The sequence below is a fragment of the Sporosarcina sp. FSL W7-1283 genome, assembly GCF_038003105.1.
Lineage (GTDB): Bacteria > Bacillota > Bacilli > Bacillales_A > Planococcaceae > Sporosarcina > Sporosarcina newyorkensis.
In genome coordinates this window covers 1,013,686-1,033,473 of the sequence record NZ_JBBOOL010000001.1, presented here as the reverse complement: position 1 = coordinate 1,033,473, position 19,788 = coordinate 1,013,686, and the positions used below count along the sequence as shown (strand labels likewise).

Below are 19,788 nucleotides of genomic sequence, written 5' to 3'. Positions count from 1 at the left end.
GCTTGTTTGTCATGAGGAATCCAGAAGTAGTGATTGTTGGGATACCCTGCGCTAAAGAAGATATATCACGAGTGGTTTCTTTAATGTTAGGATTATTGATTTAGCCGCACTCTTTCTGTTCAGACTGCTCACAAAATTAGAAATGCCAGTCCATTCATAAGTATCTTTAAAAAAGAGCTGAAAAAATACCGCACGCGGCAGTATTTACGGTAAAAGTTATACAGTTATGTATGTGAAAAGTGCCTATGCCCAGTTTTAATAGTTTCACTGTTTATTGTTCCAGGAAACAATGTCATAGGCACCTTGGAAATAAAAAGTTCATCGTCAACATTATAAATTACAGCGGATCCTGACAGTCCGGGCAACTTCTTCATTTGTACCAAGCTTAAGTGCTTCATTTGCAAGTTCTACCATCTCGCTTTGTTTCAATTGGCTGATTTGCTTGCGTGCTTTTAGAATCGACGAAGCACTCATTGAGAATTCATCCAATCCCAAACCCAGTAATATTGGAATTGCAATTTCGTCTCCGGCCATTTCTCCGCACATCCCTGTCCATTTCCCTTCACGATGTGACGCATCAATCACCATCTTAACAAGCCGCAGAATTGCTGGATTGTATGGTTGATACAAGTAGGAAACACGTTCATTCATACGATCTGCCGCCATCGTATATTGAATTAAATCATTTGTTCCAATACTGAAGAAATCCACTTCTTTTGCAAACTGATCCGCTAGTAGAGCAGTTGAAGGAATCTCTACCATGATGCCGATTTCAATCCCATCTGCAACTATTGTGCCATTTTCTAAGAGTATTTTTTTCTCTTCTTCCAACATGCCTTTAGCTTGGCGGAATTCATCTAGCGTTGCAATCATTGGAAACATAATTTTCAAATTCCCGAATGTACTTGCTCGTAAAAGAGCTCTTAACTGGGTTCGGAAAATGTGCTGTTCTTCCAAACATAAACGTATTGCTCGGGATCCCAAAAATGGATTCAATTCTTTAGGTAGATTTAAATATGAAAGTTCTTTATCCCCGCCAATGTCTAATGTCCGCACAACAACCGGTTTACTCCCCATTTTTTGAAGAACAATTTTATATGCTTCAAACTGTTCTTGCTCGGTAGGCAATCGATCTTTACCCATATACAAAAATTCCGTTCGATATAAACCGATACCTTCTCCGCCATTCGAAAAAACACTGGCTACATCTTCTGGGCTACCGATGTTTGCCGCTAACTCTACATAGTGGTTATCCGAAGTAGTCGTTTTTTCATTTATCAACTTCGCCCATTCTGCTTTTTGTTCCTTGTATTTTTGTTGTTCGTTTTCATGTATCGCTATTTGCTCAGAAGTAGGATTAATATGCACAATTCCATTTAACCCATCTACAATGACCATATCACCATCTTTGATATGCTGTGTTAACTCTTTGGTTCCTACAACCGCTGGTATTTCCAATGAACGGGCCATAATTGCGGAATGGGATGTCCTCCCACCTATGTTCGTTGCAAAACCTTTAACATACATACGATTTAATTGAGCTGTGTCTGAAGGAGTTAAGTCTTCCGCTATAATTATAACTTCTTCAGAAATGGCACTTGGATTTACAACTTTAACACCTAGTAAATGAGACAAAATTCGTTTCGTTACATCTCGGATATCCCCTGCTCGTTCTTGCATATATTCATTGTCCATTGCCTCAAACATCCCAATAAACATATCTGTTGACTCTTTAAGTGCATATTCTGCATTTACTCTTTCTATGTTAATTTTTTCTTCAATAGGTGTTATTAACTCTGGATCCTCCAGCACTAAGATGTGTGCATCGAATATTGCTGCCTCTGCTGCTCCAAACTCTTTCTCAGCAGCTACGCGAATATCTTTTAATTCACTTTTGGCGATAGACATTGCAGACTGGAAACGCTCGATTTCTTTTTCGCTGTCCTCAATCGTTCTTTTATCGAAAGACAAGTCTGGCTCGACTAGAAGATAAGCCTTTGCAATGGCAATGCCGCTCGATGCAGCGATTCCTTGTAAGTTCATGCGTTAACCAATCTTTCGGTTTTCAACGTTTCTTCTAGTTTTTTTACTGCTTCTACTTCATCCGTTCCTTCCGCCGTAATTGTAAATCCCTCACCAAATGGAATTCCAAGAGCCATCACACCCAAAATGGATTTTAAATTTGCAGTTTTCTCTTTATAAATTATTTTTATTTCTGATTTATAATCATTCGCCACGTTAACTAATACAGATGCAGGACGTGCATGAACGCCTGCCTCATCGATTACGTTAAAGTTTTTTTCAATCATATTGTTCAATCTCCTTTATAGATTAATTCGAATACTTCCTAGCCTACTTTAACTGATAGAAAGTTCGATCATGGGATTCAATTAAACATTTCTACCTTTATCTCACCAATACACCTGTTTACAAGTTCGGTATCAATAGAACCTGTCTTTTCCTGCATTGCATTTAGAACTCCCATCGCGATTCCATATTTAATTACTTCTTGTGGAGGCAGTTTACGTGAGAAACCTGCTGCGAACCCTGCAATGACAGAATCACCTGATCCTACAGGGTTTATCACTTTCACTTCAGGAATTTGCACACGGTACACTTTTTCTTCATAGCGAACTAATGCGCCCTGACCACCTAAAGTAACGACCACCCATGTTATACCGTTTAGGATCGGATGCTGCAACGCTTGAATCGTGTCTGTTTCCGTATTAATTTTCCGATTTATTAACTCTTCCAACTCTTCTTGGTTGGGTTTTATCAAAAAGGGTTTGTAGTTGCCTTCCAAAGAATATTTGAGCGCCTCTCCACTTGTATCTAACAATACGAACGATTGATTTTCATGAGCAATCTTTAGCAACTCTCCATAATAGTTCGCTTCTAAGCCTCTTGGCAAACTGCCTGAGATCGTAATGATATCTACTTTATTGACAAAGGACTGAAACTGCTCCAAAAATTCTTTGGCTTCCTTTTTACTAATCCGTGGACCATTTTCTAGAATTTCTGTCTGTTTTTCATTATGGATAACAGCAATACAATTCCTAGTTTCTTCTATGATATCTATAAAACAATCTCCTATTGAAAGATTATTAATTTGTTCACGGATAAAGCCTCCTAGACTTCCGCCTAGAAATCCAGTAGCCGCAACCTCTTCTTCTAATTGAACTAAAACTCTAGAAACATTTAATCCTTTTCCGCCCGCTGTCTTTGATATGTTTCCAACACGATTTACTGCGTCCAACTTAAAATCTTCAAGTTTGTAGCTTATATCAACAGAAGGATTCAAGGTTACAGTAAGTATCATTTAGCTGCACCCTTTCTTGGTCAATTTGTACTTATAACTGCGAGTGATTATGCTTTTCCATCACTCATACAAATTAAAATTTTGCTGATGGCAGCTTCTTTCATTTTTTCCTTTGCAGGTCCCATATACTTTCTCGTATCCGATTCATTCGGATGTTCAATCAAAAATTGGCGAAGTGCTGTAGAGAAAGGTATTTTCAATTCTGTAGAAATATTCACTTTCGCACAGCCAAGTGCAATACATTTTTGAACATCTTCTTTAGAGATACCAGATGCACCGTGCAAAATAATCGGAATACCGATTAAGTTTTTTATTGTTTCTAAGCGTTCGAAGTCTAATTCCGGCTTTGTTTCGTACACACCGTGCCCCGTTCCGATTGCAACGGCCAATGTATCTACTCCAGTACGTTCTACAAATTCTACTACGGTTTCAGGATCCGTATAAGCGGCATCTTTCGCTTCTACAATTAAATCATCTTCTTGACCGACCAGTTTGCCTAGTTCTGCTTCAACAGTTGCTCCATATGAATGTGCCAATTCAACTACTGTTTTTGTTAGTTCTATATTTTCTTCAAATGAATTGTGTGAACCATCAATCATTACAGATTTCGTTCCTAATTTTAGCGATTCTTCAATAGATTCAAGTGTTTCATGATGGTCTAGATGCAAAGCGATCGGAATTTCATTCTCTTGAGCAGCTACTTCGGCAATTGCTTGAATATAAGCACGCCCCGCATAGTTCATCGTTCCAGGCGTCGCAGCCAAAATAACTGGAGATTTCATTTCAACTGCAGCCTCGATTACAGTTTGTATAGTTTCCAGGTTATGAATGTTGAATGCTGGGACCGCATATCCTTCTCTTCTGGCTTTAATCAACATATCCTTTGTGTTTCGTAAATGCGTCATACTGTTTCCTCCTAATTACCGATTTTTCGTATGCAGGATCATTTTGTGAAATCATCCCTCACGTAGTTCACTACCCCATCTATCGCTGTTGCCATAACCGTCAAATCCTGACCAAGCACTACGTAGTCTGCAACTTTCCCTTTTTCGATGCTTCCGAACTTGTCTGCTTTTCCTATACTAGCTGCAGGTGACAAAGAACCTCGATGCCATATTTCATGTAAAGGACGATTACTCCAATTTTGTAAGTTTCGAACTCCATCAATCAGTTTCAACGTACTTCCGGCAAGGGAGCCTGTTTCCGTACGAGCAATGCCATTTGCAATGTTCACCGGAAATTCCCCTAAATAATATTGATCATCTGGCATTAATCCAGCACGCATACAGTCCGTAATCAACACTAGTTTTTCTTGTTTTTTCTCCAACGCCATGGCTGCAATAACTGGATGTACATGATAGCCATCGCAAATTAATTCTGCATAGGCACGTGAATCCGTTAAAGCGGCACCGACCGCACCAGGCTCACGATGATGTAGACCCGACATCCCATTGAACAGATGAACATAGTTACGGGCGCCGTTATCTACTGCTTGCAGACAGCAATCAAAATCTGCTTCTGTATGCGCAATGCTAACCAATACCTGTCCATGAACTTCTCTAATAAAATCCATTGCACGATCCCGTTCTGGGGCTAACGCAATTTTCACAATACTTCCGTCTGCAAGATCTTGCCATCTTTTAAATTCAGTTACGTCAGGGTTCTTAAAATAGCCAGGATTTTGTGCACCTTTATGTTTTTCAGTGAAGTAAGGACCTTCTAAAAATATGCCTTCTGACTGGGCCCCTGATAGCCCGCTGTTCGTTGCACGAACAATAGCGTTGATTGCTTGTTCTAATGCTTCATTGGATGAAGTTAAAGTGGTTGGTAGGAAACGGGTGACGCCAAGTTGAACGATCGCTTTCGAAATTTCTTGGATTGCTTCTGTTGTCCCGTCCATGACGTCATATCCCTTGATTCCATGAATATGGGTATCGAACAAGCCAGGAGCTATGGTGAACCCTGACCAATCCTTTACCTCAACGTTTTCGGGGGCTTCATTGCTGAATTTACCGAAAACTCCATTCTCTACTTTTAAATAACCCTTTTTTTTCGTTTCGTTTTTAAGTAGAAATCGATCAGCGTAAATATAATATGTCATTTTTTTGCTTCCTTTTTAAAAAATCAATTATCCCACACTTATAAACTAATAATTCAGACATGCCAACCCTAAGTCAGCTAACATTTGCACACTCACTAGGCAAACTTCTCTTCTTTTTTCTCTTCATTTTCTGTTTTCTTTTTTCTCTTAATAAATCCTGTTGCTAGCACACCTATAATAGATAGGATTACAACGACAGGTATGATATTCAGACTTGAGAATACCTTTAGCAAGGTAAGTACTATAATCGCATCTGGTACTAAGAGTGCAATACCCGAGACGCCATATACTTCTAGTCCAAATAATGGATAGAATAAAGCAACAGGTATAGTTAAAATCAAACCATATACTACGCCTGAAATCATAGCGCCGCGTCTTCCTCCTAGGGCATTTCCGAATATACCAGCTGCTCCCCCTGTAAAGAATCCCCCTATTATAGAAGGTAGGGGAATAACCGTACCAAATGTTTTGGAGACAAACATTCCAATAATCATACCAATTACGGAGAAAACAAAACCGATCATTAAAGCAGTTGGAGCAAACCCAAAAATTACAGGCACATCGAGTGCTGGTTTTGCGCCTGGAACCAATTTAACCGCAACACCACGGAATGCTGGAACAATTTCGCCCAAAAACATTCTTACCCCCTGAAGTAAAACGAGAACTCCAGCAGTAAAACCAAAAGCCTGAACGATGGAAAACACTAGCCAATTCTGCTCCCCACTTAATGTACTGACAAACTTAGGTCCCGCCACAAGAGTTGTGACTAAATACAAAATTAACATGACTGTTGAAATTGAAATTGCCGTGTCTTTAAACATCTCCAGACCTTTAGGCATTTTAACTTCCTCAGAATCTTTCGAAGCATCTCCAAATAGTTTCCCAATATAAGCTGATAAAACAACACCACTTGTCGTTAAATGTCCATACGCAATTTCATCATTACCAGTAATTTTCCTCATAACCGGCTGAGCTAAAGCCGGAAATAGAACTAAAACTAGTCCTTGAATTAAAGAACCCCATAATACTGCTTCCGTAGTAGAATACCCTAGATCATAAAAAGCCCAAGCTAAAGCTCCTGACATAATCCAAAGCATATGCCCTGTCAAATAGATATACTTAAATGGTGAAAACCTTGCTAGAATGATATTTACAATGAACCCAAATGCTAATATCAATGATGTATTTCGAGCTATTTCAGTAACGCTTTCTGATAGAGCACCTATTACTGCTTCATCAAACGGTACAACTCCCGTCAATTTAAAAGCTTGTGTAAACATTTCACTGAACGGCGTAATATATTGAACAATAATAGCCGCCCCAGCGCTTAAAATGAGTATACCTAAAATAGTTTTGAAAGTTCCTTTAACAACTTCACTAAATGCCTTACGTTGAATTAATAGACCTATTAAGGCTACTAGCCCGAGCATGATGGCTGGTGTTGTCAATAATTGAATTATGAATTCAAGCACGTGTATCCCCCCATTTCCTTTATAGCCGTTCTTCTATCCTTTCCGCCAACACGATCCTTCTTATTCCGTTTCAAAAAAGTTTTTAATCTTGTCTTGAATTTCTGCTTTATCTACCATGTTCTTCAAATAAATTACTGGAGCATCAACACTTGGAAACGAGCCTTGCATATCGTTAGAAGTAACAAATAAATCTGCACTCAGACCTTTCGCTGAACCCATATCAATTGCCTCAACATTTGCTTCTTTACCAATCTCTTTTAAAACATCATCAATTGTCATCTTCACCATTAGACTAGTTCCAAAACCCATTCCACAAACTGTATAAATTTTCATACGAATTCTCCTCTTTTTTTATTTTATAAACATTTAACTCGATTTTTGTAATTTTTTATATGTCCTTTGTTAATGTCGTCACCTTTATCTAAATTAGAACTCACCCATACACTCGGCTCAGTTCCTTCCTTTACTAGATCGCTAATGGTTTGTGCGATGATGCTTTGCAAAATCATAAATCCTATAATAGAAGATGTAGGACCAAACTTTGTTGCAAACCCCTCTACTTCAATTACTGCATCTCCACTAACTCCACAATTATCCAGAACGACATCCGCAATATCGATTAATTTTTTCCCAGATACATGTCTAGATGTAACGTCGTTAGTAAATTCAGTTGATGTTAACGCAATCACCTTTAATCCCTTTTCCTTTGCTTCTAATGCCATTTCAATTGGGACTGAGTTTCTTCCCGACGTCGAAGCTATAATGATGACGTCTCCTTTTTCTACTTCTTCACTATCAAGAATTTTTTTCGCATAGCCATCTAACCTTTCAAACCAGGTACTTTTTGTAGCTTCAGGTCTTAAAGATAAAGCAGGCTCAAGTATCGGATTGACAGCCACTAACCCACCGGCTCTGTAAAAAATTTCTTCTGCATACATTTGAGAATGTCCACAGCCAAAAACATGAACCAATCGTTCGTTTTTGACTGCCTCTTTGATTAACGAAGAAGCTTCATGAATTGCATCCATTTGGGTAGCCTTCACTTTTTTAATAATCTCCTCTATTTGCTCAATATAATTTAATGCCATCATATAATCTTCACCCTTTTCACTAGTTTATAATTCATTTAGAAGTATTAATGCTTCTTCTACACTCTGAGAGTTTCTAAGCTTAGTTAATCTATCCTCATCATTAAATAATTCCATTAATTGCTGTAATGCTTGTAAGTGAGATTGTGCATCCACTGCACCAAATGCAAAAACTAAAGTTACCGGATCTCTTTCTTCATGACCAAAAGGCACACCAGTTTTTAGGATTTGTAAACTCATACACGCTTCATTTACACCATCTTCTGGCCTTGCATGAAGCAAGGCAATTCCTGGGGCAATGACCATATACGGACCGTTCTTCTCAACGGACTCTGCCATCGCTGTAATATAACCATCCTCAATAGCCCCTGTTCTTTTTAATAATATTCCGCCTTTTTGTACCGCATTTTGCCATGTATCACATGCTTCTTCTACAACAACCGTTTCTTTAGTTAGTATATTTTTCAGCATAATAACATTCCTTTTTAGTTGATATAGTTATAAATGGTAACGCCCTCAACTACCCGGTTGATTCGACCTTCGGGACTTGGATTATCTGGTGTGATGCCAAGTTGCAGAGACTTTTTCATTGCAAAGACTTGAGCAAAGATTACATATAGCAAAGCTAGATCAAAGTCACTGGATAACTCCAAATTCTCTGAACTAACGGGGATTATCCAATCCGCAAGTTCTTCGACTACAGCATCACGTTTATCTGTTAATACAACAATCTTTAATTCAGATTGGTCTGAAGCTATTTCACGCAAGATATCCAGATCATACTTTCTTGTATGAGAATCCTGTGAGACAAAAAGAACAACTACCGTTTTATCATTTAAGATCGACTTAGGTCCATGTCGAAAACCTAATGAAGATTCATGCATCGCCACTACTTGACCCGCTGATAGTTCCAACATTTTTAGAGCGGCTTCATGTGAAAGCTGTCCTAAAATTCCAGATCCTAAATAAATAATACGCTCAAAATTAAATTTCAAAATCTCATCCACTTGATCAGATACGGTTTCGACTAAACGTTTACCGCTTTCAATAACCGCCTTCATATTATTCACTATCATTTCGTCATCTGCAAAAACCGTATACGCGGCAATTAGCATACTTGTGAAACTACTAGTCATAGCCATCGCTTGATCATTTGCTTTTTCAGGCGTCAGAATTGTCATGCTATTTTCATCATCTATAATATTATTTGCAAGCTTCCCTTCCTTATTGCAAGTTACAACGACTTGGTAAAAATCCTTAATAATTTCTCTCCCTAAAGAGACAGCTGCAACGCTTTCTGGGCTATTCCCTGATCTAGCGAAAGATACCATAATTGTAGGAACATGACGAATCAAATATTCCTTTGGATTTGAAACGATATCGGTTGTAGGGATGGATTCGAATTGCAAACACTTATTTTCTTGATTTTGTTTACGCAATATAGGGACAATTGTATCCCCCGCGAACGCAGATGTACCTGCACCTGTAAAAATAACTCTTACCAACTCATGTTTACGACAAATCGATTGTATAAAATTTTGAGTAACAGCTTTTTTCTGAGCTAGTGAAGAAATCAACTCATCCCAGACAGTTGGTTGCTGGTAAATTTCACCAGCGGTTTGAAGCGCTTTCATTTCTATTAAATTTTCTTGATTTAAGTTGAACATGTTAAACCTCCACTTTTATCAATTAGATAATTATATTCCTTATTGGTTATGTTGTCATAACCAGTTAGATGAAAAATCTAATATAAAACTACTTAGATAGCATGTATTAGACTTTTCTTTACGTTAATTCGACGGTATACGAGAACTTATCTCCAAGTGCTACACTGATAGTATACTCAATCAATTGATCCTGATGATATGCATAACGCTTAATTAACATTCCAGGTTGATTACTTTTAACATTTAAATATTGGGCCTCTTGCTCTTGTATAAGTGTAGCCGACAGTCGTTCCGTTGCCTTTGTAACACCAATTTGATAGTCCTGATGAAACACCTCATACATCGGTCTTTCATTTAAGTCTTTTTCAGTTAAATTTGGAAATGTTTTTTTAGGTAAATAAGAAGTTTCAAACATTAGTGGTTTACCATCCGCAAATCGCAATCGTACAATTTTATAGACTTCTTCTAATGTATATAAGTTCATTTTTTTGGCTAATCGATCATCAATCGCGATCACATTGAAAGATAATACTTCTGTCGTAGGCTTCTTTCCTAACTTCTCCATTTCATTAGTAAAGCTATATAATTTAACTAAGTTTTGATTATATGATTTTGAGGCTACAAAGGTACCCACCCCATGCAATTTATAAATATATCCTTCGCGTTCTAAATCCTGAAGTGCTTGCCTTACTGTTATCCGGCTTAATTTATATATTTCACAAAGATCGCGTTCGGATGGTAGTTGCTCATGCTCAGCATACTCTTTTCCTTCAATCTTCTTGATTAGTACCTCCATCAGTTGCAAATAAAGTGGTACCTTACTACTCTTATCCATAGTTTTTGCACCCCCTAACTATATGACACTTAAAACTCAGATAGTTACGTGCGACTACCTGGTTATAACCACTTGTATATTTTTTATACTAACAAAGTATTCTGAGAATGTAAAGGGTTTTAGTAAAAAATACACAAAAATACTAGAGTAAAATATACATTTACTTAGTTTTTATAGCGACTGTGCAACTTACTCCATTTAAAATCTTTGAAAACCTAAGGAAATATTATTTCTATTTAATCAAAGTCTCTTCCCTTGCCAGAATGTAAAACAAATGAAATTCACCCCACCACTAAAAAAAGTGGCGAGGTGAATACTGATTTTAGATAAGGTCAAATTTTACATACCATACTGATTTGACAAATAAATATTACCAAGAGTTGTTCCGTGGGACGAAAAGTTTTATGTCATCGATAACTGCCGACCCTTCGTAATAATTGATATGCGGGATTCCAATGACGAAATTATCAGGGTATGCAGAGCCTTCAGGCCATTGTTCTACAGAGTAACTGCCATGTGGACCAGTAAAAGTGAGTGTGGAATTATACTGACCATCATATTCTTCTGGAGTGTTATTATAATGCCAAATTGGTCTGCCATCTTGAATAAATTCCCTTTCATATCGCAACGTTTTTTTCCCAATATATTTAAAGTTCCCGGTCATTTCCATTACATAACCTGTTTTATTACGCTCGATAGCAAATTTATAATCCTCATCAGGCATTAATTCAGGCTGAATTTCAGCATTAGAAATAATGGAATACTCTGTATCTGTGTCAGATAGGGATCCACATTCAGTTTCAAATAAAAAAGAATTATAAGCCATCGATTTATCTCTAAATGTATCTCCTGCAAAGAAAATACCATTTATCGCGTTATTTGAACTTTTGTCACTGAGTTGCTTATATAACTCCCCAGTAGAAGGATTACAAGTTGCATATGAATTTGCCCACGTCGCATCAGTGTTGTACGCATCCATACCTATTTTCCTATGATTATGGATAAAAACATTGTTATGGGGCGCAGGTTTTTCATAGTCCATAATGGATAAGAAATAGTAACCGTTTTCATTCGTTACATCTCCGAAATTCTTATTCGTATGATTGGAGTCCCCAGTAAATTCACCGTTTCTTTTCCATGGGTGATTTGATTTACGCTGATCCATTGTATAGCCATTAAACTTATCATCGTAATGAAAGCTATCATTCCTTTTTCCACCAAAGTCTATATTTTTCAACACATATTCCACTCTATATTCAGATGGTAAAGCTTCTGTGGACCGAATGATTAAACCTGAATCAAAGCTAGTCGATAGCTTCGCAGCCTGTCCTCCATTCTTCAATTGAACATTTTCTAATAATGCTTCTGTGTCTGGTAACCCATTTTTATCATAGTCCCTAACCGCAAACTCTGCAGTCAGCCAGCCATCTTTTCCAAACTTCATCTGTTTTCGTAACAAATCAAAACTATTAAGCTGCTTTAAAAAATCATCTCCTCCTTGGATTTTGAAAAAGTCACCATCGTCGTCAAGATGATCTACATGCCAAGGGCTGTCATCTCCATAGCTATCAAGAATCCAATTTGTTTCTTCTGTTGGTAATTTTTTATTAAAGTTCTCTTGGTATTTTAACTTCCATTGTCTATGGACATTAGGTTCTTTATCCAATATCTCCGCGTGAACATGGCCAACAACTAACGGCGAAATCAAAAGCATAGATAAAATACTTTTCACAATAAGTTTCTTCTTCATACGTACCATTCCTCCTCTAATAAAAGTAATAAACCGTAAACATTTTTAGTTGTTCAAACTCTACTGATTAGACCTCCCTCTCTTATTTCACAAAGAGCCATTTCTTTCTTTAAACACAATTCGCCATAGTACATGCTCTCAACGACAATATTTCTTTTGCTACATCATTTTGTCCATTTATCTTCCCCTTCAACTGGTTATAACCAATTTATATGTATACTAAATAAATAGAGACTATTTGTCAATATAGTTATCTAACTATTTGAAAAATAGTAAAAACACCCTACTCTTCATATATTTTGACTGCTGCCATAGATTTCTAATCAAAAATTCACATATATTATTTAGAGATTAAGTACTTTTACCCGAAACGAAGAAGTTGAAATTAATAAGAATATTTAACTACTAAATGACAAAAAGGTCTTTCACCAAATCCTTACTTTGGCGAAAGACCTTCACAATATAAAATATTTTTCTTGATGATAGATACCCACATAGCAGCATTGCATATCTATTGATATCAGTAAATACATATTTTAAAGATACAAATAAAGCTTCTATTTCCATTTACGTGGGGATATTGATCGGGTGATGTTTAGAATATTATGCGATGGCTTGTTTGTCATGAGGTAACCAAAAGTAGTAATTGCTTGGAAACTAAATGTCTAAAAACACTTGGCCGCCCACTCAATTTCGACACTTCTCCAAGTCGGATACAATTTTTATATTATTCATAAAAACTTCTCGCAATCACAACACTCATATTGGTTTTACAAGCGGCTATAAGTGTTAGGTAAAAGAAATAAGGTATGCAATTTATAGCCGTTTTTACATACTCAGGATTTCATACTGTCTAACCTATGAACACTTTTAAGTTAAGCACGAAAAGAAACCATGCAATACGGGCAGTTAGTATAATCACGCCAAGATATAATACCCCCAACATACCACTTAAGACCTTATTAATCCACACATCATCCGAATATATCATTGTTTTCAGAAGATAACCAAATGTGAAACAAGCAATTGCTAAAGAGATACATACTAATAATAACGGTATCATTAGATTGCTAAAAACATTATACGTATTTTCAACTGGGGCAGTGGCAGGTAATCCACAGATTTCAGAAATTTCATTTCCCATTTTCCTGAAGAACCCACTGAACTTTTCTCCTTTAAGATGATAATCCTGTCTTCCTTTTATTGGATCAAGTAGTTTATCAGCTGTCATAATCAAAAGAAATGTTAAAACTATTCCAAGCGATGAACACACTAAGTCTAAATTTCTTTTAATTTTCGCCAACCCATCCGCTCCCCCTCCTGTTATTCATACAAATGTATGATGCATATAGGTCGAATAGGACAAAGTTACTTAACTATTGGATGCAGCTATCAATGACGTGGCCTACTGGGTTCAGACGCCGTAAAGAAATATTTTAGCCTAGTTCAATTTTCAACTGAGTGAAAAGCTCGAAGTTTTAAAGCGACTTGATTTTTCTAAAAATATAGTTTATAGTTTATAAAACCAATTAACTTACTATACTTTACAGGAGTGATTCCCATGACAACAAAACAACTTATTCAAGTGGAAACAAGCGGGAAGTGGACAGGCGGAGTACAAACTGAGATTGACATCCGATCATTTGAACCGTTTATTGTAGACGAACCTGAGAACCTCGGAGGAAAGAACGAAGGGCCGAATCCAGTAGAACTTGTGTTAGCGAGTCTTAGCAGCTGTACATCTGTCATGATCGCCCTCATTGCGAAAGAACATAAATTTTCATACGAAGCTGCTGAATTTTCCAATTCAGGTGAACTAGATCTTCAAGGATTAGCAGGGGTCGAAGGTGTCTCTCCACACTTCCAATCTGTCCAGTTTGATGTGGTATTGACAACGGAAGAGACTGAGGAACGGATCGAACTATTGAAACAGGCTGTCGAAAAAAGATGTCCAGTCATGAATCTGTTGTTGGATGCCAACGTCCCAGTTCAATCGACTTGGACAAGAAAATAAATAAAAAACGTCTACGAAGCACAATGAAGTGCTATTCTGTAGACGTTTTTCTTGTTTAGAGACAAAAAACCCCGATCACATTCAGAATCCAATAAGAATGTTGACGATTTTCTCTTTCTATCGTCAACATTTTCTCCTTATCATCATCTACTACAGAGATAGATAAATCCTTACTATAAAGGTGATTAGCAATGGCGAAAAGAAACCGGGGGAAAACTTTAAAAAGGCTGCCGTCCAATTCGCGTGGAAACTGCCCAGTTTGTGGACGTAAACGAATAAAGCTGTTGTATTCTATTAAAACTGAATCTGCTCAAACTTTAACTGTCTGTAAAAATTGTCGACAAAAATAAAGTCATGTACACTTTGTACTTATACACACGGCAGGCTTATATAATTGCAGAAGATAGTGTTCAGTACCTTCGCACCAACCATTACCAGAAAAAAGTATTTTCGCAGTCGAAGGAGTTTTTTTGAATGAATCAATCACATTGTATGTTAACAGGTACCTTTGTCAATACGTATGGAATTTAAAGTTATCTCTAAGTTGTATGATGCATAGGCACGCCAAAATTTGATATTCTTTATTAATTATTGGCTGCCCGAGAAGTCATTTTCACCTAGCTTTTCAAACAGTCATTTTATAAGAAAAGCTTTTGGCATTCCGGGTTATATATTCGGAATGGCGTCTGACTTTTATAGGTACCAGTGATTAAAGAAGTATTCAGGAAGCTATTGTGAGATGAACATAAAAATTAAACGCTGACAGATTGAATTCCGTCAGCGTCTTTCTTTTTATCTAAGTAATAGATATTTTTTAAATTTCATTTGGTTGACTGATATGGGGGTTTTCTGACCTTTCCCCCTCCATTAACTAAAAGCTTCAGATATAACATATTAGCTATGGGGTAAATGGTTCGATGTATTGGCCCAACTAACTGAAAGAAAAATTCACTAGAGGAAAAATGATGTATAGGAAGATAGCGAACATTAATGAGTCCCATATACCTACAAGCCAAGCACTTGCTTTAGCTATGAGTCACTATCTTGTCATCAACCCATTCTAACTGTCGCCGATAATTTGTGACCCTCTAACCCCTCGATATCTGATTGTTGCTCTGCATGAGAAGCCAAATATTGAACCCCAGGACCAGTTATCTCCTGATGTGTTAATATTTTTAGGTAACTCCCAACCCATAAACCTCCTGTATACCTCGCTGCTTTTTGAGTAGGAAGTGTATGATTCGTTCCAGAAACTTTATCTGAGAACACAACAGAACTGTCCTCGCCAATAAACAATGAGCCATAATTATAGAGTTTTGAAGTTAATTCTTTACTATTTCTGACATGTAAATGTAAATGCTCGATTGCATAATCGTTACCAACATTTAAACCTTCTTGTAACGATTCTACATATATTATTTCTCCTCTACTTTCCCATGATTCATGTGCTGGAGATGCTGCAGAGAATGTCAATAAAATGTTCTCAATTTCTTTTAATGTTGAAGTGGCGATTTCACGTGATGTTGTCACGAGAATTGCACGAGCGTAAGGATCATGTTCTGCCTGTGCGAGTAAATCCGCCGCAATTTTATTTGGCGAAGCATACTCATCCGCTAATACCATTACTTCGCTCGGCCCTGCAATTAGGTCAATTCCAACCTTTCCAAAAACTTGACGTTTCGCTTCTGCCACAAACATATTTCCGGGACCAGAAATTATGTCTACTTCCGGTACGGATTCTGTTCCATAAGCCATTGCCGCAATAGCTTGTGCTCCTCCAATCGCAAAAATGTCTGTTGCACCTGAACGCACCAATCCATATAATACAGCCGGATGAATTCCCCCTTGGTAGTTAGCTGGGCTGCATGCTATTATTCTTTTTGCACCGGCAACCTTTGCAGGAGCAACAACCATAGGTCCAGAGGATAGCAATGGGAACCTTCCGCCTGGAATATACGCACCAACGTTTTCAATGGGTACCACCCTATGTCCCATTCTAATACCTTCTCCAAAATCTTTTTCGAAAGGTGATATACATTCCATCTGGGCCTTTGCAAACTCAGATACTCTATCAACAATTCGGTCAATCAGAAGCTTTGTGTCTTTGGGAAGTATATTATGACAATCTTCAATCTCCTTATCACCCACCCGCACCTGACGATCTGAATTACCAAATTTTCTTTCATACTCTTGAACAGCACTATCGCCTTTCTTTTTAACATTTTCTATAATCGTTTTCACGGTGTTCTCAACGTCATTATGAGATTTGTTACCAAGAATGCTCTCTTTTTTTAAGTATTCCAATATAGGGCCTCCTCCATAAAATGTATCTTTGTATTTGAAATCAGTGAAAAATAAAAGCACTTCATGAGATAAATTAACTTCTCTCTATGTTTCGAGTTTATTACTGGCCATCATTTTTTAGATTTGTGTTATTCCTTGGAGTTATTAAGAGACTCCTGGAAAATTCCCGTCTTCAATACCATTAAATAATGCTTGACCCTCTTCATCTAGTTCATGATCGCTAGGAGTATAAATTTGACGCAAAACTTCGATTCCATCAAAAAGTAAACATTCATCTACAATTTTTTTATTTCGCACTTTATAATGGCTTATTCCAGAAATATCAATCCCTTTGCCACTTGGCGAACCGAAATATCCAGTACCTTCATGGACACCTTGGATTCTCCAACGAACAGCTACATCCCAATCATTTTCTGTTTCTCTTTTATTACAAGTAATCCGTTCAATAATTACCTTTCCATTTGGAACAGAAGCAAATAAACTAATGAACATTCCTTGAATTTCATTTACTCCAACAATATCTCTATTACAAACAAAATGTACGACTGCATTTTCTTCATAATACTCTTTAACGTAATTAAATGAACGTCTTATCCAAATTCGATTAAAGACAAGCTGCATAAACTCTCCAATTTCAAACTCATCAGAGGATGGTTTATAAAGCTTCGGTGGCAACCCTGTTTCCGCTGTCTCGGGTAAACCCAATTGAATAGTCGGCACCAGTTTACGCGTAGACATAGCCAATTTTTTAGCCACTTCAACTGGATCCAATCCTAATTGTTGAACTAGATGATAGGTATCCATAACTAACCATTCTTCATAAATTTTATTATTTTTGATTAGACAATCCGCACTCGTCCTAAATATTACTTTCTTTCCTGTGGCAGGACCATATAAACTGTCACCTAAATTTGTAGCGGCTGAGCGTCCTCTATGAGATGTGAAAAAGCCATTTTCATCATCACCCGACCAAATTACATTCCACCCCAATCCTTTTCGATCCGGGAATGCATGTAACGTTTGCAACGTACCAGAGATAACTTCATTGACACCATGGGTATTTACTAGACCTTTATGCACTGCAACGCCAGTGCTGTACGTATCATAGATCAGCCCAATATCCTTCTCTTTCCAAATCTGTCTGGTGATTTTTACAATATAGTCAACGATATTATTGTATTCAGGATTAAATCCTTTCATTTCTTGCTTTCGTTGTTGGGATTCTGCAATATTGATATAGTCGTAATCGTCGTTAGAATCAATCATGTTAACATCTGCACTATCGGCATAATAAATAAAGTTTGATTGATCTTTATTTAATGTATTTAATTTTAATTCTGTATTTCTTTCTTTTACTGCAACTCTTGTGTTTTCTCTTTTTTCATCCGCCATATTATCCGTCCTCTTTTGTTTATATTTTTTATCTTCTTGTTTTCTATTTTTTATTTGATGGTTACTTTACCCCACCTGAAGTCATACCAAGAATGAATTGTTTACGTACTAGCAACATAAATATAACAGTAGGTAATACGAATACGATGCCCGCTGCAGCCATTTGGTTCCATAACACTCCTTTTTCACCTGTGAAGAATGAAAGTGCGACAGGTAATGTAACTGCCTCTTGCTGTGTTAATACAAGTGCAAACATAAATTCGTTCCAAGTTATGACGAAACAAAAAACGGTTGCTGTAATAATCCCTGGCATAGCAAGTGGTAATAATACATGCCAGAGAATTTGAAGGCGGCTTGCCCCGTCGATTGATGCGGCTTCCTCAATATCAATAGGGATTCTATCGATAAATCCTTTTGTTAACCAAATTGCATACGGAATCGTGTGGCCAAGATTGACAATAATCAAAGCGATTGTTGTATCAAGCAGTCCCCAGTCTCTAAACATCAAGAAAAAAGGAATGACATTTACTATTAGTGGGATAAACTGTGTTGCTAAAATAGCAAACATAAAAATTTGTTTCCCCTTCATTTGAAAACGGGATAAGCTATATGATGCAAGTATACTGACTGGAATTGTTATCAATAAGGTAACTAGTGCTACTATTAAACTATTTGAATAGTATTTTCCAAAATTAAAACCTGAGCCGAATACAGCTTTAAAATTATCCAAAGTCGCTTTAAAAATTATACTCGTAGTATAAGTTGCTGCTTCCGGTTTAAATGCCGTTATAAAAATCCAAATAATTGGAAGAAACAAAAATATTATCACAAGTAGTACACTCAAGACTTCCAATATAGAAGTTAATTTCAATGAAGGTGTCCGTCTCTTTTCATGAGATGGCGCCTTAATATGAGCTATTATATTTGCTATCAATTCCAATCATCTCCCTTCACCAATTTTCTCATGTAAACAATGACAAATATGATGGTGATGAATGCAAGGATATAGCCGACTGCAGCGGAATAACCCATATCAAAATAACGAAATCCTGTTTTATAAATGAAGTAGTTCAATACCTCTGTTGAATTTCCCGGTCCACCGTGTGTTAAAGTCACAACTGGATCGAATGCTTTCAGCGTAAACATAGTCATTAGGATTGACGCGATTAAAATAATAGGTTTCAACATAGGTAACGTAATCTTAAATATAATTTGCAAAGGTGTTGCACCATCAACTTTTGCTGCTTCAAATACTTCGGCAGGCATACCAATTAAACCACTAATAAACATTAGACTCATAAATGGTAGCCATATCCATACAACAACAGATATGAGTGCCATCATGGACGTTGTATTTGTCCCCAACCAAACAACATCTGATAGTGGAGGTATTAAAAAACCAATGATTTTGTCAAACAATCCATAGTCGGAATTAAGCATAAATCTCCATGAGTAACCAATTAACGCTGGACTCATGGCAAACGGGATTATTAACACTGCCCTGATATAAGATAGATATTTTTTATCCTTACTTAATAAAAGCGCTACCATTATGCTTAAGACTAAGGTCAAAACAACTGTGCTTCCTGCAAATATAAATGTTACACCTACGCTATGCCAAAACTGGAAATCTGAAAATGCACGCGTGTAATTCTGAAAGCCAACAAAATCACCCATATCGGCTGACTTCTTTAGATCCCAATCATGAAGGCTAATCCAAAAAGAGCGCATTAAGGGATAAAACGTTGTAACCGCAATCAAGATTAATGCTGGGGCTAACAAGGTGTATTTAAATAACCTACTTTTCAATATCGTTTCCCCCCTACATATCAAGTATGTTGTTCTT

18 protein-coding genes are annotated in these 19,788 nt (G+C 37.1%); 1 reads left to right on the top strand and 17 read right to left on the bottom strand.

Features of this window, described 5'->3' with window-relative positions; translation table 11 throughout:
• Positions 1-330 precede the first annotated feature (330 nt).
• The 13 genes from ptsP to MKY93_RS04740 form a co-directional block, all read right to left on the bottom strand.
• Positions 331-2,043, bottom strand: coding sequence for a phosphoenolpyruvate--protein phosphotransferase (ptsP, locus tag MKY93_RS04800; RefSeq protein WP_340758431.1), 1,713 nt, complete (start codon positions 2,041-2,043; stop codon positions 331-333).
• Entirely contained in the window at positions 2,040-2,309 is a 270-nt protein-coding gene (locus MKY93_RS04795; protein WP_340758430.1) for an HPr family phosphocarrier protein, read from the bottom strand. The genes ptsP and MKY93_RS04795 overlap by 4 nt, the downstream gene beginning before the upstream one ends.
• Before the next feature lie 77 nt (positions 2,310-2,386).
• Positions 2,387-3,319: a 1-phosphofructokinase gene (gene pfkB, locus MKY93_RS04790; RefSeq protein WP_340758429.1), complete on the bottom strand. Its 933-nt coding sequence runs from the start codon at positions 3,317-3,319 to the stop codon at positions 2,387-2,389.
• 47 nt (positions 3,320-3,366) lie between these two features.
• Positions 3,367-4,224: a tagatose-bisphosphate aldolase subunit GatY gene (gene gatY / locus MKY93_RS04785; RefSeq protein ID WP_340758428.1), complete on the bottom strand. Its 858-nt coding sequence runs from the start codon at positions 4,222-4,224 to the stop codon at positions 3,367-3,369.
• Positions 4,225-4,262: 38 nt separating this feature from the next.
• Positions 4,263-5,420: an N-acetylglucosamine-6-phosphate deacetylase gene (gene nagA / locus MKY93_RS04780; protein ID WP_340758427.1), complete on the bottom strand. Its 1,158-nt coding sequence runs from the start codon at positions 5,418-5,420 to the stop codon at positions 4,263-4,265.
• Positions 5,421-5,515: 95 nt separating this feature from the next.
• Entirely contained in the window at positions 5,516-6,892 is a 1,377-nt protein-coding gene (locus MKY93_RS04775; protein ID WP_340758426.1) for a PTS ascorbate transporter subunit IIC, read from the bottom strand.
• Between the two features lie 60 nt (positions 6,893-6,952).
• Entirely contained in the window at positions 6,953-7,225 is a 273-nt protein-coding gene (locus tag MKY93_RS04770) for a PTS sugar transporter subunit IIB (protein WP_340758425.1), read from the bottom strand.
• A 23-nt stretch (positions 7,226-7,248) separates the two neighbouring features.
• Positions 7,249-7,983 carry an SIS domain-containing protein gene (locus MKY93_RS04765; protein WP_340758424.1) on the bottom strand — a complete coding sequence of 245 codons (735 nt, stop codon included), beginning with the start codon at positions 7,981-7,983 and terminating at the stop codon, positions 7,249-7,251.
• 24 nt (positions 7,984-8,007) lie between these two features.
• Positions 8,008-8,451, bottom strand: coding sequence for a PTS sugar transporter subunit IIA (locus MKY93_RS04760; RefSeq protein ID WP_340758423.1), 444 nt, complete (start codon positions 8,449-8,451; stop codon positions 8,008-8,010).
• A gap of 14 nt (positions 8,452-8,465) precedes the next feature.
• A complete protein-coding gene (locus MKY93_RS04755) occupies positions 8,466-9,647 on the bottom strand; it encodes an SIS domain-containing protein (RefSeq protein WP_340758422.1) in 1,182 nt (393 codons plus the stop codon).
• A gap of 118 nt (positions 9,648-9,765) precedes the next feature.
• On the bottom strand, positions 9,766-10,482 hold the full coding sequence (locus tag MKY93_RS04750) for a GntR family transcriptional regulator (protein ID WP_340758421.1): 717 nt from the start codon (positions 10,480-10,482) through the stop codon (positions 9,766-9,768).
• 370 nt (positions 10,483-10,852) lie between these two features.
• A complete protein-coding gene (locus tag MKY93_RS04745; protein ID WP_340758420.1) occupies positions 10,853-12,232 on the bottom strand; it encodes a hypothetical protein in 1,380 nt (459 codons plus the stop codon).
• A gap of 853 nt (positions 12,233-13,085) precedes the next feature.
• Positions 13,086-13,535, bottom strand: a complete 450-nt coding sequence (locus MKY93_RS04740; RefSeq protein WP_340758419.1) for a hypothetical protein — start codon at positions 13,533-13,535, stop codon at positions 13,086-13,088.
• Positions 13,536-13,793: 258 nt separating this feature from the next.
• Here MKY93_RS04740 and MKY93_RS04735 point away from each other — a divergent pair, with 258 nt between their 5' ends.
• Positions 13,794-14,246 carry an OsmC family protein gene (locus MKY93_RS04735; RefSeq protein WP_340758418.1) on the top strand — a complete coding sequence of 151 codons (453 nt, stop codon included), beginning with the start codon at positions 13,794-13,796 and terminating at the stop codon, positions 14,244-14,246.
• A gap of 1,050 nt (positions 14,247-15,296) precedes the next feature.
• On the opposite strand, the gene hisD is transcribed toward MKY93_RS04735, so the two are convergent.
• From hisD to MKY93_RS04715, 4 genes are all read right to left on the bottom strand, one after another.
• Positions 15,297-16,550, bottom strand: coding sequence for a histidinol dehydrogenase (gene hisD / locus MKY93_RS04730; RefSeq protein ID WP_340758417.1), 1,254 nt, complete (start codon positions 16,548-16,550; stop codon positions 15,297-15,299).
• A 144-nt stretch (positions 16,551-16,694) separates the two neighbouring features.
• Positions 16,695-17,942, bottom strand: a complete 1,248-nt coding sequence (locus MKY93_RS04725; protein WP_340758416.1) for an ester cyclase — start codon at positions 17,940-17,942, stop codon at positions 16,695-16,697.
• A gap of 61 nt (positions 17,943-18,003) precedes the next feature.
• A complete protein-coding gene (locus MKY93_RS04720; RefSeq protein ID WP_340758415.1) occupies positions 18,004-18,882 on the bottom strand; it encodes a carbohydrate ABC transporter permease in 879 nt (292 codons plus the stop codon).
• Entirely contained in the window at positions 18,873-19,751 is an 879-nt protein-coding gene (locus MKY93_RS04715) for a carbohydrate ABC transporter permease (protein ID WP_340758414.1), read from the bottom strand. The genes MKY93_RS04720 and MKY93_RS04715 overlap by 10 nt, the downstream gene beginning before the upstream one ends.
• Positions 19,752-19,788 lie beyond the last annotated feature (37 nt).

Bases quoted from the DNA above. Each gene is read 5' to 3' on its own strand.
- ptsP (WP_340758431.1), bottom strand. From the start codon at position 2,043: ATGAACTTACAAGGAATCGCTGCATCGAGCGGCATTGCCATTGCAAAG.
- MKY93_RS04795 (WP_340758430.1), bottom strand. From the start codon at position 2,309: ATGATTGAAAAAAACTTTAACGTAATCGATGAGGCAGGCGTTCATGCA.
- pfkB (WP_340758429.1), bottom strand. From the start codon at position 3,319: ATGATACTTACTGTAACCTTGAATCCTTCTGTTGATATAAGCTACAAA.
- gatY (WP_340758428.1), bottom strand. From the start codon at position 4,224: ATGACGCATTTACGAAACACAAAGGATATGTTGATTAAAGCCAGAAGA.
- nagA (WP_340758427.1), bottom strand. From the start codon at position 5,420: ATGACATATTATATTTACGCTGATCGATTTCTACTTAAAAACGAAACG.
- MKY93_RS04770 (WP_340758425.1), bottom strand. From the start codon at position 7,225: ATGAAAATTTATACAGTTTGTGGAATGGGTTTTGGAACTAGTCTAATG.
- MKY93_RS04765 (WP_340758424.1), bottom strand. From the start codon at position 7,983: ATGATGGCATTAAATTATATTGAGCAAATAGAGGAGATTATTAAAAAA.
- MKY93_RS04760 (WP_340758423.1), bottom strand. From the start codon at position 8,451: ATGCTGAAAAATATACTAACTAAAGAAACGGTTGTTGTAGAAGAAGCA.
- MKY93_RS04755 (WP_340758422.1), bottom strand. From the start codon at position 9,647: ATGTTCAACTTAAATCAAGAAAATTTAATAGAAATGAAAGCGCTTCAA.
- MKY93_RS04750 (WP_340758421.1), bottom strand. From the start codon at position 10,482: ATGGATAAGAGTAGTAAGGTACCACTTTATTTGCAACTGATGGAGGTA.
- MKY93_RS04745 (WP_340758420.1), bottom strand. From the start codon at position 12,232: ATGAAGAAGAAACTTATTGTGAAAAGTATTTTATCTATGCTTTTGATT.
- MKY93_RS04735 (WP_340758418.1), top strand. From the start codon at position 13,794: ATGACAACAAAACAACTTATTCAAGTGGAAACAAGCGGGAAGTGGACA.
- MKY93_RS04725 (WP_340758416.1), bottom strand. From the start codon at position 17,942: ATGGCGGATGAAAAAAGAGAAAACACAAGAGTTGCAGTAAAAGAAAGA.